The organism is Gordonia sp. G4 (assembly GCF_057770005.1).
The window spans coordinates 3,022,164-3,036,621 of sequence record NZ_CM173442.1; the positions used below are offsets into that span (position 1 = coordinate 3,022,164).

A 14,458-nucleotide genomic window follows, 5' to 3' on the forward strand; every position below is an offset into this window, starting at 1 on the left:
CGAAGGGCCCTGAACCACCCGTCGACAACCTTCCCAGGAGAACACTCACATGGAACTCACCCAGGAGTACACCGACCTCATCGCGACGGTCCGCGACTTCGCGCAGACCGTGGTGGCGCCGGTGGCCGCGAAACACGATGCCGAGCACAGCTTTCCGTATGACGTCGTCGCCCAGATGGGCAAGATGGGACTGTTCGGGCTTCCCTTTGACGAGAAGTACGGCGGCATGGGCGGCGACTACTTCGCCCTGTCGCTCGCGCTGGAGGAACTCGGCAAGGTCGACCAGTCCGTCGCCATCACCCTCGAGGCCGGGGTGAGTCTGGGCGCCATGCCGATCTACCGATTCGGCAGCGAGGAGCAGAAAGAGCAGTACCTCCCCGAACTCACCGCGGGCACGGCGCTCGCCGGCTTCGGGTTGACCGAACCCGGGGCGGGCTCGGATGCCGGAGCCACCGCGACCACGGCCCGGGACGACGGTGACTCGTGGATCATCAACGGCGGCAAGCAGTTCATCACCAATTCGGGGACCGACATCACCTCACTGGTGACGGTGACCGCGGTGACCGGGGTGAAGGAGAACGGCAAGAAGGAGATCTCCACCATCATCGTGCCGTCCGGCACGCCGGGTTTCACCGCCGAGCCGGCGTACAACAAGGTCGGGTGGAATGCCTCGGACACCCATCCGCTGACCTTCACCGACGTACGCGTTCCCAAGGAGAACCTGCTCGGTGTCCGCGGCCGCGGATACGCCAACTTCCTGTCCATCCTCGACGAGGGGCGGATCGCCATCGCAGCCCTCGCCACCGGCGTCGCCCAGGGGTGCGTCGACGAGAGCGTGAAGTACGCCAAGGAGCGACAATCCTTCGGCAAGGCGATCGGTGAGTACCAGTCGGTGTCCTTCGCGATCGCCCGGATGGAGGCGCGCGCCCACGTCGCGCGGACCGCCTACTACGACGCGGCGGCGAAGATGTTGGCGGGCAAGCCTTTCAAGAAGGAGGCGTCGATCGCCAAGATGATCGCCAGTGAGGCGGCGATGGACAACGCCCGGATGGCCACGCAGATCCACGGTGGGTACGGCTTCATGAACGAATATCCCGTCGCCCGGCACTACCGCGATTCGAAGATCCTCGAGATCGGTGAGGGCACGACCGAGGTGCAGCTCATGCTGATCGCGCGCGAGCTGGGGTTCGCATGAGCGACACCACCGGCGGGCGTCGAATCGTACAGCGCGGGTTGTGGTTCGAGGAGTTCGAGGAGGGCACCATCTACGAACATCGGCCCGGACGCACTGTCACCGAGGCCGACAACGTGCTGTTCACGACGCTGACCATGAACACGCAGGCGCTCCACCTCGACGCCGCCTGGTCGGCCGAGCAGCCGGGTTTCGGCGGGCAACGGCTGATCAACTCCATGTTCACCCTGTCGACGATCGTGGGATTGTCGGTCTCCCAACTCACCCAGGGCACCCTGGTGGCGAACCTGGGCTTCAGCGAGGTCGCCTTCCCGGCGCCGTTGTTCGCCGGCGACACCCTGTACGCGGAGACCGAGTGCACCGGTAAACGCGAATCGCGGTCGCGTCCGGGTGAGGGCGTGGTGAACTTGACCCACATCGGACGCAACCAGCACGGCGAGGTCGTCGCCCGCGCCGCACGAGCAACGCTGGTGCGCAGGCAACGGACGGAGTGACGACGATGTTCTTCGAGGACCCACCCGGCGGCCCGGTCGCGGGTTCCGGACTGTCGGGGCAGCTCACCAACGCGTGGCTGCCGCCCGGGCCGGCGATGTTGTTCTGCCCGGCGGACCGTCCCGAGCGATACCAGAAGGCCCTCGACCGGGCCGACGTCGTCATCCTCGACCTCGAGGACGCGGTGTCGCCGGCGAACCGCGCCGCAGCCCGGGAGGCTCTCGTCGCCAATCCGGTCGATCCGGACCGCACCATCGTGCGGATCAACCCGGCCGGTACCGGCGACTACCGGCGCGATCTCGCCGCCGTCTCGGAGACGAACTACCGGGTGGTCATGCAGGCCAAGGCCGAGGACGTGTCCTCGATCCTGGACACCGCGTTCCAGACGATCGCACTGATCGAGACGCCGCTCGGCGCGACCCGCGCCCGCGACATCGCCGCCACCTCCAACTGCATCGGACTGATGTGGGGGGCAGAGGATCTCGTCGCGGGCCTCGGCGGCACGTCGAGCCGGTTCGGTCCGGGTGAAGCCCGGCCGGGTGAGTACCGGGACGTCGCGAGTTGGGTCCGGTCGATGGTCCGCATCGCGGCCGCCGCGTACGGGAAGTTCGCCGTCGACTCGGTGCACCTCGACATCTCCGACGTCGACGGACTCGTCGCCGAGGTCCGCGACGCGGTGGCCCTGGGATACACCGCGACCGCATGCATCCATCCGTCCCAGGTCGATCACATCCGGAACGGTTACCGCCCGTCGGACGAGGCGGTCGAGTGGGCGCGCAAGGTCCTCGACGGTGCGGCCGAACACGCGGGCGGGGTGTTCAGCCTCGACGGTCAGATGATCGACGGGCCGGTCCTGCGCCAGGCGGAGGTCGTCCTGTCCCGTGTGAGCGGTACGCGTACCGATCCCGCCCCCGAGAACTGACGAAGCCCCCGACCATCCGGGCATCCACCCCCCGAGAACAGACCGGAGCAAGAACATGAGCACCGAGGCTCACCCGAAGCCTGCACACACGCGCGGTGAGGAGACACCGGCACTGCTCACCGAGACCATCGGAGCCACCCTGGCCCGAACCGTCGCGGACCACGGCGAGCGAACCGCGTTGATCGACGCCGCCGCACGGCGGGAATGGCGATACACCGAGTTCCACCGTGACGTACGCGCGCTCGCGGCCGGATTGCTACGACTCGGCGTGTCGGTCGGCGACCGCGTCGGGCTGTGGTCGCCGAACCGGTTCGAATGGGTGTTGACCCAGTACGCCGCGGCCGAGATCGGCGCCGTGCTGGTCAATCTCAATCCCGCGTACCGGCAGAACGAGATCGAGTACGTGCTGCAGCAGTCCGGGACGAGCGTCGTCCTGGCCGCCGAGAGCTTCAAGGACTCGGCCTATTCGGCGATGCTCGAACAGGCCCGGCCACAGTGCCCGGAGCTGCGCGAAGTGGTCCTGTTCGAATCCCCCGGCTGGGATGCGCTGTGTGTCGAGCCGAGCGCCGACGAGCTCACACGCGTCGACGAGATCGCTGCGTCGCTCTCACCCGACGACCCGATCAACATTCAGTACACGTCGGGCACAACGGGTTTCCCGAAGGGTGCGACGCTGTCACATCGGAACATCGGGAACAACGGGTATCTCGTCGGCGAACTGCTGAACTACACCGCCGACGACCGGATCTGCCTACCCGTGCCCTTCTACCACTGCTTCGGCATGGTGATGGGTAACCTCGCGGCGACGAGTCACGGTGCCGCGATGGTGATTCCGGCGCCGGCCTTCGACCCGCGGGCCACCCTCGAGGCGGTCGCGGAGTACCGCTGCACCAGCCTCTACGGCGTGCCCACCATGTTCATCGCCGAACTCGGCCTGCTCGACGACGGGCTCGACATCGACCTGTCGAGCCTGCGTACCGGCATCATGGCGGGGTCGCCGTGCCCCGAGTACGTCATGCGGCAGGTCGTCGACCGCATGCACATGCGTGAGGTGTCGATCTGTTACGGCATGACCGAGACGTCGCCGGTGTCGACGCAGACGCGGGTCGACGATCCCCTCGAGTTGCGTGTGACCACCGTCGGGCGGGTCGGCCCGCACCTGGAGATCAAGGTCGTCGATCCCGGAACCGGGGAGACCTCGGCGCGCGGCGAGACGGGCGAGTTGTGTACGCGCGGTTATTCGGTGATGACCGGATACTGGAACGACCCGGAGAAGACGGCCGAGGCCATCGACGCCGACGGCTGGATGCACACCGGCGACCTCGCCGACATGGACGAGAACGGTTATGTCCGGATCACCGGGCGCATCAAGGACATGGTGATCCGCGGCGGGGAGAACATCTACCCGCGCGAGATCGAGGAGTTCCTCTACACCCATCCCGACATCCTCGACGCCCAGGTGATCGGGGTGCCCGACGTGAAATACGGCGAGGAGCTGATGGCCTGGGTGCGGTTGCGCGACACCGCCACCGAGTTCACCGCCGACGACCTGCGCGAGTTCGCGACCGGCAAGATCGCGCGACACAAGATCCCGCGGTACGTCCATGTGGTCGAAGAGTTCCCGATGACCGTCACCGGGAAGGTCCGCAAGGTGGCGATGCGCGACGAGGCGGTCTCGATCCTCGAGCAGTTGCGATGACCACGTCGAGGACTGCGGAGCGGGTCACGAGCACCCAGATGGACCGGTTCGGTCGCTTAGTCGCCGAGCGATTCGGGTCCGGCACAGGCGATTACGACGATCTGTGGTCGTGGTCGGTGGAACATCCGGCCCGGTTCTGGCGTGCCGTCTGGGAATTCTTCGACCTCGACGCCCTCGCCGCGGAACCGCTCGGGCCCGGGGACGAGGCGGTGCTCGCCGACGACCGGATGCCCGGTGCGGTCTGGTTCCCCGGGATGCGGTTGAACTACGTCGATCAGATCCTCCGGCACGCCGCCCTGCCCGGTGCCGCGATCGTGGGCATCGACGAGGCCGGTGACCGTTCCGAGATCGCGTGGGCGGAACTGCCGGCGCAGGTCGCGGGCCTGGCCGCGACCCTGCGTGCGCGCGGAGTGGGGTCGGGGGACGTGGTGGCCGCCTACCTCCCCGACATCCCGGAGGCCGTCATCGCCTTCCTGGCCACCGCATCCCTGGGCGCGATCTGGACCGGATGTGGCCAGGACTATGCGCCCCTGGGTGCGGCGGGTCGCCTCGGCCAGCTCGCGCCGAAGGTGCTGTTCACCGCGGCCGGCTATCGCTACAACGGCAAGGTCGTCGACAAGCGCGCCGACAGTGCCGAACTGGCGACGCTGCTGCCGAACCTCCTCGCGCACATCACGATCGGCGACACCGATGCCTCGTCGTCCACCGTCGACTACGCCGAGGCCGTGGGCGGTGACCCCGTCGACTTCCGGCCGGTGCCGGTCGCCTTCGACCATCCGCTGTGGGTGCTCTTCAGTTCCGGGACGACCGGACGGCCCAAAGGGATCGTGCACGGGCATGGGGGAGTCCTCCTGGAGCATCTGAAAGCCGGTGCCCTGCACGGCGACCTGGGCGCGGACGACGTGTTCTTCTGGCAGACCGCGCTGAGCTGGATGATGTGGAACTATCAGGTCGCCGGACTCCTCTGCGGTTCGCGCATCGTGTGCTACAGCGGTTCGCCCCTGTATCCCGACCCCGACCGGCTCTGGCAGATCGTCGACGACGAACGGGTCACCTACTTCGGTACGAGTCCCGGGCAGTTGCAGGCCTCGCGGAAGGCGGGCCTCGAGCCGGGTCGCCGGCACGACCTGCGCCGGCTGCGGACCCTCGGCAGCACCGGATCCTCCCTCGCCGCAGATCTTTTCACCTGGGTCGATGACCACGTCCGAGCCGGCCTGCCCATCTCGTCGATCAGCGGCGGCACCGACATCGTGTCCGCGTTCGCCGGTGGGTCGTCGGGGGTGCCGGTCGTGCCGGGCGAACTGTCGGTCCGCTACCTCGGTGTGGCGCTGGAGAGCTGGTCGCCGGACGCGCGCCCGCTGGTGGGGGAGGTCGGCGAGCTCGTCGTCACCGCGCCGATGCCGTCGATGCCCGTGGGTTTCTGGGACGACCCCGACGGTGCGCGGTACCGCGCCGCGTACTTCGCCCACGAGTGGGAGGGCGGTGCGTCGAACCCCGACAAGCCGGTCTGGCGTCACGGCGACTGGGTGACCGTGACCGAGCGCGGGTCGCTGGTGATCCACGGACGCAGCGACGCGACGTTGAACCGCCACGGGATTCGCATGGGATCGGCCGACATCTACGAGGTCGTCGAGGCGCTCGACGAGGTCGCGGAGGCCTTCGTGCTCGGCGTCGACGGGCCGGACGGTGCCTACTGGATGCCGCTGTTCGTCACCCTGGTCCCCGGCGCGACGCTCGACGACGCGCTGATCGACCGGATCGCGGCCGCGGTCCGCGACCGTCTCTCCAAACGCCATGTACCCGATGAGGTCATCGAGGCCCCGGGCATCCCGCACACCCGGACCGGCAAGAAACTCGAGGTTCCGGTCACCGCGATTCTGGCAGGCCGATCCGAGGTCAACATCGACCCCAAGGCCGTCGACGACTATGCGCTGATCAACTGGTACGCCGAGCAGGGGCGCCTGCATCGCTGGTGAGCGAGTCCACGCCGCCGGCGTGGCGGTCGCGTTGTGCAAGGGGCATGAGGCCCGGCATGCATGTGTACTAGCGTGGTCATCAGTTCTGCGCTCGTGGGGGGCGACGGCCGGACGCCGTCACCTCGACGCGACCCGCTGATCCTGACCGACCGACCCGACCCGACCAGGAGATCGTCATGACCTACCCACCCGGCGGCTACGGGCAGCAGCAGCCCGAGTCCGGACAGTCCTACGGCCAGTACGGCAATCAGTCCGGATACCCGCAGTCCGGCGCCCACAACACGGGTCCGCAGTCCAGCCCCGCCCCCGGTTCCGACCCGTACGGCCAAGGGCAGCAATACGGTGGCCAGGAGTACGGGGGCCAGCAGGGGTACGGCCAGCAGTACGGGCAGGCCGGACAGTCCTACGGCCAGGGACAACCGGGCTACGGACAGGGCGCTGCTCAGGGCTACGGCCAGCAGGGTTACGCCCAACCCGGATACGGCCAGCAGGGTCAGTACGGCCAGCAGGGCCAGCAGGGCTACGGCCAGTACGGCCACTCCTCGCAGCCGGCCAAGCAGCCGAGCCAGGGGCTCCCGGCCATCACCCCGGTGCTCCTCGCCGCCGCGATCGGCGCCTTCGGCCTCATCGTGCTCTTCAGCGGGTTCCTGTCCGCGGCCGAGTCCTACGACTTCGCGCTCAAGCTTTTCCAGACGCAGTACAACGCTCCCTACACGCTGATCAGCGTCGCCGGAATCCTGGCGCTGATCTCGCTGATCCCGGGCATCAAGGTCCCGGCGGCTCCCATCGTGGCGTCGCTGGCGATCACCTCGTTCCTGATCACGCTGTTCCAGTTCCTCAACATCGACGACAACGGTGCCGGGGCGATCGTGCTGCTGATCTTCACCCTTCTGTCCGCGGTGCTCGCCGTCGTGTGGTTGCTGATCGACGCCGCAGTCATCAAGGTGGCGCCCGCGGCAAATGCTGCGACCGCAGCCGTGACCCCCGGCTCGTCCGCGGCGTCGCAGTCCGACACCGGCGCGCATCAGCAGACGAGCGGATACGGCGACGCGCAGACCACCGCCTATGGCACCGGGGGTGCGCAGGCACAGTACGGCCAACAGGCCTCATCGAATTACGATCCGTCGGCCTACTCGCAGTCGTCGGGCGCGTCGGCGACCGGGCAGAGCGGTTACTCCGGCGGGGCGAGCGAATCGTCGGCGTCGGCTGCCGGTTCGGCGTCCGGACACGGCGAATCGGGCTACGGCGACTATCGTCCCGGCCAGTACTCCGCCGGCTCCTCGGGCGCATCGCCCTCCGCACCCGGCGCATCCGCGACTCCCACGGGGACCGACACCCCGGCCGGAGACCACTCCACCACCGTGTTCCAGAAGCCGGAGCCGCCCACCGGCAGCGGTAACTGACAGACACAGTTCCACTCGGTGCCCCGTCGACCGTCGGTCGGCGGGGCACTGTTCGTGTGCAGCCACCCGGTGAGCTGCCTCCCTTTCGCAGCCCCCTCGGCGCGTCTACGACGGCCTCGGCCGGGACCGTGTCAGGCTCATGACGATGCCCTCCCTCAAGCCGGACCCGAGTACGGACAATCTGGCGTCGCAGCTTCGTAACCTGCGGCGATCCCGTCGTGCGCAACGCACGGCGGCCGAGGGTTCGGCCCGGCAACTCGCAGTGGTGGCGTTCACCGTTCCCGCGTTGGCGCTGGTGACGCTGATCGTCGTCATGCTCTCGGTGCTGCTTCTCGCCGGCAGTGGGCTGACCGGACTTCCGAGCGCGATCGCCTCGGGCTGGTTGGCCATCCACCAGGTGCCGGTCACGATCAGCGGGGTCACTGTCGGGGTGCTGCCGTTGCTGCCGACGCTGACCGTCGCCGCCGGGACGGCCTGGCTGACGGCCCGGGCGGTCGCGGGCGGCACGAACTCGGCCGAACGCGATCGGCACGACCTGTTCGACCTGGGTGCCGTCGTCTTCTCGGCGGTGATCGGCCCGGTACTCATCACCGCGATGTCGCTGGCGGTCGTGATGGACGGTGGATCGGTCCTGCCGGTCCAGACGCCGAGTGCGCTGCTCGCGTTCCTGTACACACTGGGCATACACGGCGGCGCGGCCCTGGCTGGCGTCGTGTGGAGCCGGCGACGCGACTTCGCGGTCCGTGGACGCGTGACCTACGCCGATCGTCGCGGATTCCGGTACGGACTGGTGGCGGCGCTGATGCTGCTGGTCGCCGGCGCCGTGCTCGTGTGCCTGCGCATGCTGATGCGGCACGGGCAGATCGGTGAGCTGATCGAGACCGGTTACGACTTCGACGGGTTCCTGGGACTCAGCCTGCTCTCGGTGCTGTACCTCCCGAATGTGATGGTCGCGGCAATGGCCGTACTCGTGGGTTCCGACGTCCGGCTCGGCGCGATGACCGTCGACCTGTTCACCGTCCGTGGCGGCGACGTCCCGCCGGTCCCGGTGCTCGCGGTTCTGCCCGACGGGCCGGGTGCCGGGGCGTGGGGATTGGTCGGCCTGCTGGTGCCGGCCGGCGTCGCGGCCTTCGTCGGCTGGCGATGCCGCGACCTCGATCCGATGGCCCATGTGCGTTCGGTGGGTGTCGCCGCGGCGGTGGCGGCCTCGGCGGTGGCCCTCCTGACCGTCGCGGCCGGCGGGACGCTGGGGGAGTTCGGCGACGTCGCCGTCACGGTGTCGGCGGCCGGGGTGTTCACTCTGGGCTGGATCGCGGTCGTCGGCCTGCTGATCGTGCTCGTGTATGCGTTCCTGCCGTCGACGCGCGCTGCACGCCTCGCCGTCGGCGACGAGTACTTCGACGACCCGCTGGACCTCGGTTACGAGGACGAATACGTCATCGTCACCGACCTGGACGAGGACGAGGAGTACACCGAGTACTCAGAGTTCGAGGACGGCGACGCCGAGTACGACGACGCCGAGTTCGAAGACGGCGCTGAGTTCGAGGACGGCGAGTACGGCGCCGACGAACGCGAGGACTACGTCTACGACGACGGCGTCGAATCGCGCGACAACGCGTCCGCGGACACCGACGACGCCGGGTTCGGTTCCGCGGATGGCCGGCAGCCCTCCGGTGCAGACTCCCTCTCCCGGCGCGAACCGGCGGTGAACCGCGTGTACGACGACGATCTCGATGAGACGGATCTCGCCGATGACGCGGATTACGACCTGTATCCGGGTTCGCACGGCACGTCCCGCCAACGCTGAGCCGAACCGCCCTGGCCGAGCGCCCCTCGACGATGTCTGCGGCGCCACCCGGCGCGGGTGGCCCAACGTACGGCGATTAGTCTCGACGACGTGACCTCCCCGACGGCACCCGGCCGCACCCCGCTGGTGGTGATGGCGTCGGGCACCGGTTCGCTGCTGGAGTCGCTGATCGCGCGCGCCGGTGCCGGGGATTCCCCGTTTCAGGTCGCCGCGATCGTGGTCGACCGCGCGTGCCGCGCGCAGGAGGTCGCGCAGCGCAACGACATCCCGCTCATCACCTGTCGTGTCGCCGACCACGACGACCGCGCGACGTGGGACCGGGCGCTGACCGGCGAGGTCGCCGCGTTCGAACCGGAGTGGGTGGTGACCGCCGGATTCATGAAGATCCTCGGCCCGGCCTTCCTCGGCCGGTTCGGCGGACGCGTCGTCAACAGCCACCCGGCGCTGCTGCCCGCTTTCCCGGGCGCCCACGGGGTCGCCGAGGCACTCGACTACGGCGTCAAGGTCACCGGCGCGACGGTGCACCTGGTCGACGAGGGGGTGGACACCGGCCCGATCCTCGCGCAACAGGTGGTCACCGTCGTCGACGACGACACCGCCGACACCCTGCACGAGCGCATCAAGACGGTCGAGCGCGTGTTGCTCGCCGACGTGGTGACCGCACTGGTCACCAGAGGAGTAGTCATCGATGGACGAAAGGCCCGCATTCCGTGAACGCACACAGCCCTGACAGCTCTCGTCGACCGATTCGGCGCGCGCTGGTGAGTGTCTACGACAAGAGCGGTCTCACCGATCTCGCCACGGCGCTGCACGCGGCCGGGGTGGAGATCGTGTCCACCGGATCGACTGCGAAGACCATCGCCGGCGCGGGGGTGCCGGTCGTCGAGGTGTCGGCGCTGACCGGCTTCCCCGAGTGCCTCGACGGGCGCGTCAAGACCCTGCACCCGAAGGTGCACGCGGGCATCCTCGCCGACACCCGTAAGTCCGACCACGTCGCACAGCTCGACGAGTTGGGTGTCGCCGCATTCGATCTCGTCGTCGTCAACCTGTATCCGTTCACGGCGACGGTGGCCTCCGGCGCGACGCCGGACGAGTGCATCGAGCAGATCGACATCGGCGGTCCGTCGATGGTGCGCGGGGCTGCCAAGAACCATCCGTCGGTCGCCGTCGTGGTGGACCCGGACGACTATTCGCGGGTGACCGAAGCCGTCGCCGCGGAGGGTTTCTCGCTCGCCGACCGGAAGAAGCTCGCCGCCAAGGCGTTTCGGCACACCGCCGATTACGATGTCGCGGTCGCGTCGTGGATGTCGAGCGTGGTTGCACCCGAGGATGATTCGCAGTTCCCGGCCTGGGCCGGCGCGACCTGGACCCGATCCGCGGTGCTGCGTTACGGCGAGAACCCGCATCAGGCGGCAGCTCTCTATGTCGGGAACGCCGGGGCCGGCGGGGTGGCGACCGCCGAACAGCTCCACGGCAAGGAGATGAGCTACAACAACTACACCGACGCCGATGCCGCCTGGCGGGCCGCGTACGACTTCGACGCTCCGGCGGTCGCGATCATCAAGCACGCCAATCCGTGTGGGATCGCCATCGGCACCGACATCGCGGAGGCGCATCGTAAGGCGCACGCCTGCGATCCGATCAGCGCCTACGGCGGTGTCATCGCCGCCAATCGCGAGATCACCGTGGAGATGGCCGAGCAGGTCGCCGAGATCTTCACCGAGGTCATCGTCGCGCCCGGTTTCGCCGACGGCGCGCTCTCGGTCCTGACCCGCAAGAAGAACATCCGCGTGCTGGTGGCCACTCCGCCGGCGGCGACCGGGATCGAGACCAAGCCGGTGTCGGGCGGATTGCTGATGCAGCAGCGCGACGTCCTCGACGCCGATGGAGACAACCCGGCCAACTGGAACCTCGTGGCCGGCCCGCCGGCCGACAACCAGACCCTCGCCGACCTCGAATTCGCCTGGCGGGCATGCCGTTCGGTCAAGTCCAATGCCATTCTGCTTGCCTCCGACGGTGCGTCGGTCGGCGTCGGCATGGGGCAGGTCAACCGCGTCGACTCCGCGCATCTGGCGGTGCAGCGTGCCGGTGACCGTGCGGCGGGGAGCGTCGGGGCGTCGGATGCGTTCTTCCCCTTCCCGGACGGACTGCAGGTGCTGCTGTCGGCCGGGGTGAAAGCCGTCGCACAACCAGGTGGATCGATTCGCGACAACGAGGTGATCGAGGCGGCCGACGAGGCGGGCGTGACGCTCTACCTCACCGGGGCACGTCATTTCGCTCACTGAGCTCGCTCTACTGGTCGTCGCCGGGTTCGGCGCCGGCCTGATCGGCTACATCACCGGTCTGGCCTCGATCGTCAGCTATCCCGCGCTGCTCGCGGTCGGGCTCAGCCCGATCGCGGCCAACGTCACGAACACGGTCGCGCTGGTCGCCGTCGGGGTGGGCAGCACCGCACAGTCGGGGCGCTCCCTCCTCGACGGTGACCGTAGACGCCTGATCGTCGGCGCGGTTGCCTCGCTGATCGGCGGCACGGTCGGTGCGGTGTTGCTGCTCTCGACGCCGGCCGAGGCCTTCGAGGCCGTCGTGCCCTTCCTCGTGGCGATCGCCGCGATCGCGCTACTCGTCCAACCGGTTCTGCGCCGCTGGGCGACGTCGCACGTCGAACGTCCCTGGGTGTTCATCTTGGGATTGACGCTGATCTCGGTCTACGGCGGTTACTTCGGCGCGGGGGCCGGGATCATGATCCTGGCCCTGATGCTCGTGGTGACCAGTGAGCCGTTGTGGCGTGCGGCGCTATCGAAGTCGTTGTTCCTCGGCATCGCCAACACGGTCGCCGCCATCGGCTTCATGATCTGGGGCCCCGTCGAGTGGTGGGCCGCACTCGCGATGGCCGTCGGATGTCTGGCCGGTGGGTGGTGTGGCCCACCCGTCGTGAAACGCCTGCCGCCCGGCCCCCTTCGGATCGTCGTCGGGATCTGCGGGCTCGCGCTCGCACTGTGGCTGGCGTTCAGCTGACGGCTGCGCGCAATGCCGGCTTTCCGGTGAGGCGGCACGACACAAGCGCTACCTGACTCGATCTGCGCCGGCTGCAAACAGCGAAAGTCATACAAAGCGGCGCTTCCATGTAGGGCTGGCGATGCAGTTCATTCGCAGGACATGACGGATCCCTCGATGCCCACTTCGCTCGCAACCCAACTCAGGCGCGGATCGTCCCGGCCCAGGGCGCCCGATTGGCGACGACTGCATGCAGCGCCGCTCCGTTCCCGGCCTCGCGATTCGACCGGGAACGGAGCCGGCTGCTGTTCACTGTGGAGTTGTCAAAGGACGGATGCGGTCCCGAGGGGGCTCGGGTGCGGAAGGTGCGACGCGGAAGTGTGATCGGCGGGTGTCAGGCGGCGTCGTCGAGTCGCATGGTGCGCCGGTTGTAGGCGGGTAGTGGCCGCCGTTGTGGGTCGATCGTTGTGGGTGGGATGAGCCAGGGGTGGCGATCAAAGCCGAGGACGATGTCCCAGCCGTGGTGGTGGACTTGGGTGTGGCAGCGTTGGCAGAGCAGGCAGCCGTTGTCGAGGTCGGTGGGACCACCGTCGGCCCAGTGTTCGATGTGGTGCACCTGTGTATGTGACGGCGGCGCTCCGCATTTGATGCAGCATTGGTCGCGGATGATCACGGCTTTGCGCAGGTGTGTTGGGAACAGTCGGCGGGTGTGTCCCATCTGTAGTGGAACACCTTCACCGTCGAGGACCATTTCGGTCAGGGTTCCGTCACAGGACACCTGTTTCGCGGTGGCCTGGCTGACGGTTCCGGTCCACGGCAGAGTCGCTGGGTCGCCGGTGGCGGGGATGGTAACCATCAATTGGGTACGGGGACTGCCGATGCTGTCGATGCTCGCACCCAATGCAGCCTGGTCGAGGATGAGTTCGAACGCGTCGGCGCGGCGTTGCTCGGCGGTGCGTCGGTCGTCGGTGCCGTCGGGTTCGGGCCGCGGGCAGGACCGTTCGTCGATCATCGAGAGGAACTTCTCGCCGACGACCTGGGTGAGGTCCGCGCGGATGTCGACTCGGCCGTCATCGGCAGTGTGGACGTTGACGGTGTTCAACGACGAGTCATCGGCGGCGGGGATGGCGGTGTCGGTGGCGTCGGCAAGGGTGTTGGCGATCGTACGGGCGTGTTCGAGCACTTGCGCCGGTGTCGCACCGGAGAGTGCTTGGCCGATGAGTTCGATCTCGTGTGAACTCTTGTCGGTGTTGGAAAGTCCGTTGGGGCAGCGTTTGTCGATGTGGTTCATTCCGCGGACGATGGCGTCGACGACTTCGGATGACAGGCGTCCGTCGGCGGCGTGACGTCCTAGCGCGGGCAGCGTGGGTAGGCCGTCGACACTGCGCGTGATCCGTGAGGCCACTGCGGGTGCGTGTCCCATCTCGATCAAGAGCTGCCGGGTGGTGCCACCGGCCTTATGTGCGACGCTGAGTGCGTCGAGTTGTGCTGTGTGGGTGACGATTTGGTGATCGACGATGTTGCGTATCAACCGGAGCACGTTCAACGCGTCGAATGTTGCTGTGCCCGTGGGGTCGTCGGTGGGCGGGGTGGTCTCGATGAGCTGATCGAGGAGGGTGGTGAGCTCTGGCATGACTCCAAGGTACAGGAACATTCGTTCGCTTTCGAGGAGTTTCCACAAGCTCGGGATCGCGAAATATTCGACTGTGCAGTCGATTTCGTCGACTGTGCGTCGATTGTCGTCGCCTGTGCGTAGACCGTTGACAGTGGTGAACTACCGTCACACCCGTTTCGCCAAACCGGCCCGAATGGGGGCGCATTTCAGGGTGAGTAGCTCCGCCGGTTGCATCGGTGTGCTTCTCTCTGTCGAGCGCGAAAGCCTTCCGGTGTCCCGGGTGGCCGTGTCCGCGCCTCGGGGTTGTTTCGCCCGGCCGTCGAGGCTCATCGACCTGGATGCGCTCCTTCGTCGCCTG

General features: G+C 68.0%; 11 protein-coding genes. 10 read left to right on the forward strand and 1 reads right to left on the reverse strand.

Annotated features, from left to right (window positions below; genetic code table 11):
* Positions 1 to 49: 49 nt before the first annotated feature.
* From AC3B5T_RS13495 to AC3B5T_RS13540, 10 genes are all read left to right on the forward strand, one after another.
* The gene (locus AC3B5T_RS13495) at positions 50 to 1,195 is read left to right on the forward strand and encodes an acyl-CoA dehydrogenase family protein (RefSeq protein ID WP_058251531.1); all 1,146 of its coding nucleotides are present in this window, start codon (positions 50 to 52) and stop codon (positions 1,193 to 1,195) included.
* The gene (locus AC3B5T_RS13500) at positions 1,192 to 1,686 is read left to right on the forward strand and encodes a MaoC family dehydratase (protein WP_065631769.1); all 495 of its coding nucleotides are present in this window, start codon (positions 1,192 to 1,194) and stop codon (positions 1,684 to 1,686) included. The genes AC3B5T_RS13495 and AC3B5T_RS13500 overlap by 4 nt, the downstream gene beginning before the upstream one ends.
* 5 nt (positions 1,687 to 1,691) lie before the next feature.
* Positions 1,692 to 2,606, forward strand: coding sequence for an HpcH/HpaI aldolase/citrate lyase family protein (locus AC3B5T_RS13505; protein WP_338857065.1), 915 nt, complete (start codon positions 1,692 to 1,694; stop codon positions 2,604 to 2,606).
* A gap of 55 nt (positions 2,607 to 2,661) precedes the next feature.
* Positions 2,662 to 4,305 (forward strand): AMP-binding protein, encoded by a 1,644-nt coding sequence (locus AC3B5T_RS13510; protein ID WP_159370337.1) that lies wholly within the window; start codon positions 2,662 to 2,664, stop codon positions 4,303 to 4,305.
* Positions 4,302 to 6,281, forward strand: a complete 1,980-nt coding sequence (locus AC3B5T_RS13515; RefSeq protein ID WP_488357477.1) for an acetoacetate--CoA ligase — start codon at positions 4,302 to 4,304, stop codon at positions 6,279 to 6,281. Before AC3B5T_RS13510 ends, AC3B5T_RS13515 begins: the two co-directional genes overlap by 4 nt.
* 176 nt (positions 6,282 to 6,457) lie before the next feature.
* Positions 6,458 to 7,684: a DUF5336 domain-containing protein gene (locus AC3B5T_RS13520; RefSeq protein WP_488357478.1), complete on the forward strand. Its 1,227-nt coding sequence runs from the start codon at positions 6,458 to 6,460 to the stop codon at positions 7,682 to 7,684.
* Positions 7,685 to 7,829: 145 nt separating this feature from the next.
* On the forward strand, positions 7,830 to 9,491 hold the full coding sequence (locus tag AC3B5T_RS13525; RefSeq protein WP_055477214.1) for a cell division protein PerM: 1,662 nt from the start codon (positions 7,830 to 7,832) through the stop codon (positions 9,489 to 9,491).
* Positions 9,492 to 9,581: 90 nt separating this feature from the next.
* The gene (gene purN / locus AC3B5T_RS13530; RefSeq protein WP_488357480.1) at positions 9,582 to 10,205 is read left to right on the forward strand and encodes a phosphoribosylglycinamide formyltransferase; all 624 of its coding nucleotides are present in this window, start codon (positions 9,582 to 9,584) and stop codon (positions 10,203 to 10,205) included.
* Positions 10,202 to 11,776 (forward strand): bifunctional phosphoribosylaminoimidazolecarboxamide formyltransferase/IMP cyclohydrolase, encoded by a 1,575-nt coding sequence (gene purH, locus AC3B5T_RS13535; RefSeq protein WP_055477206.1) that lies wholly within the window; start codon positions 10,202 to 10,204, stop codon positions 11,774 to 11,776. The genes purN and purH overlap by 4 nt, the downstream gene beginning before the upstream one ends.
* Complete coding sequence (locus AC3B5T_RS13540; RefSeq protein WP_081637223.1) at positions 11,763 to 12,506, forward strand: sulfite exporter TauE/SafE family protein; 744 nt, start codon at positions 11,763 to 11,765, stop codon at positions 12,504 to 12,506. Before purH ends, AC3B5T_RS13540 begins: the two co-directional genes overlap by 14 nt.
* 373 nt (positions 12,507 to 12,879) lie before the next feature.
* On the opposite strand, the gene AC3B5T_RS13545 is transcribed toward AC3B5T_RS13540, so the two are convergent.
* Complete coding sequence (locus AC3B5T_RS13545; RefSeq protein WP_488357481.1) at positions 12,880 to 14,139, reverse strand: HNH endonuclease; 1,260 nt, start codon at positions 14,137 to 14,139, stop codon at positions 12,880 to 12,882.
* Positions 14,140 to 14,458: the final 319 nt, after the last annotated feature.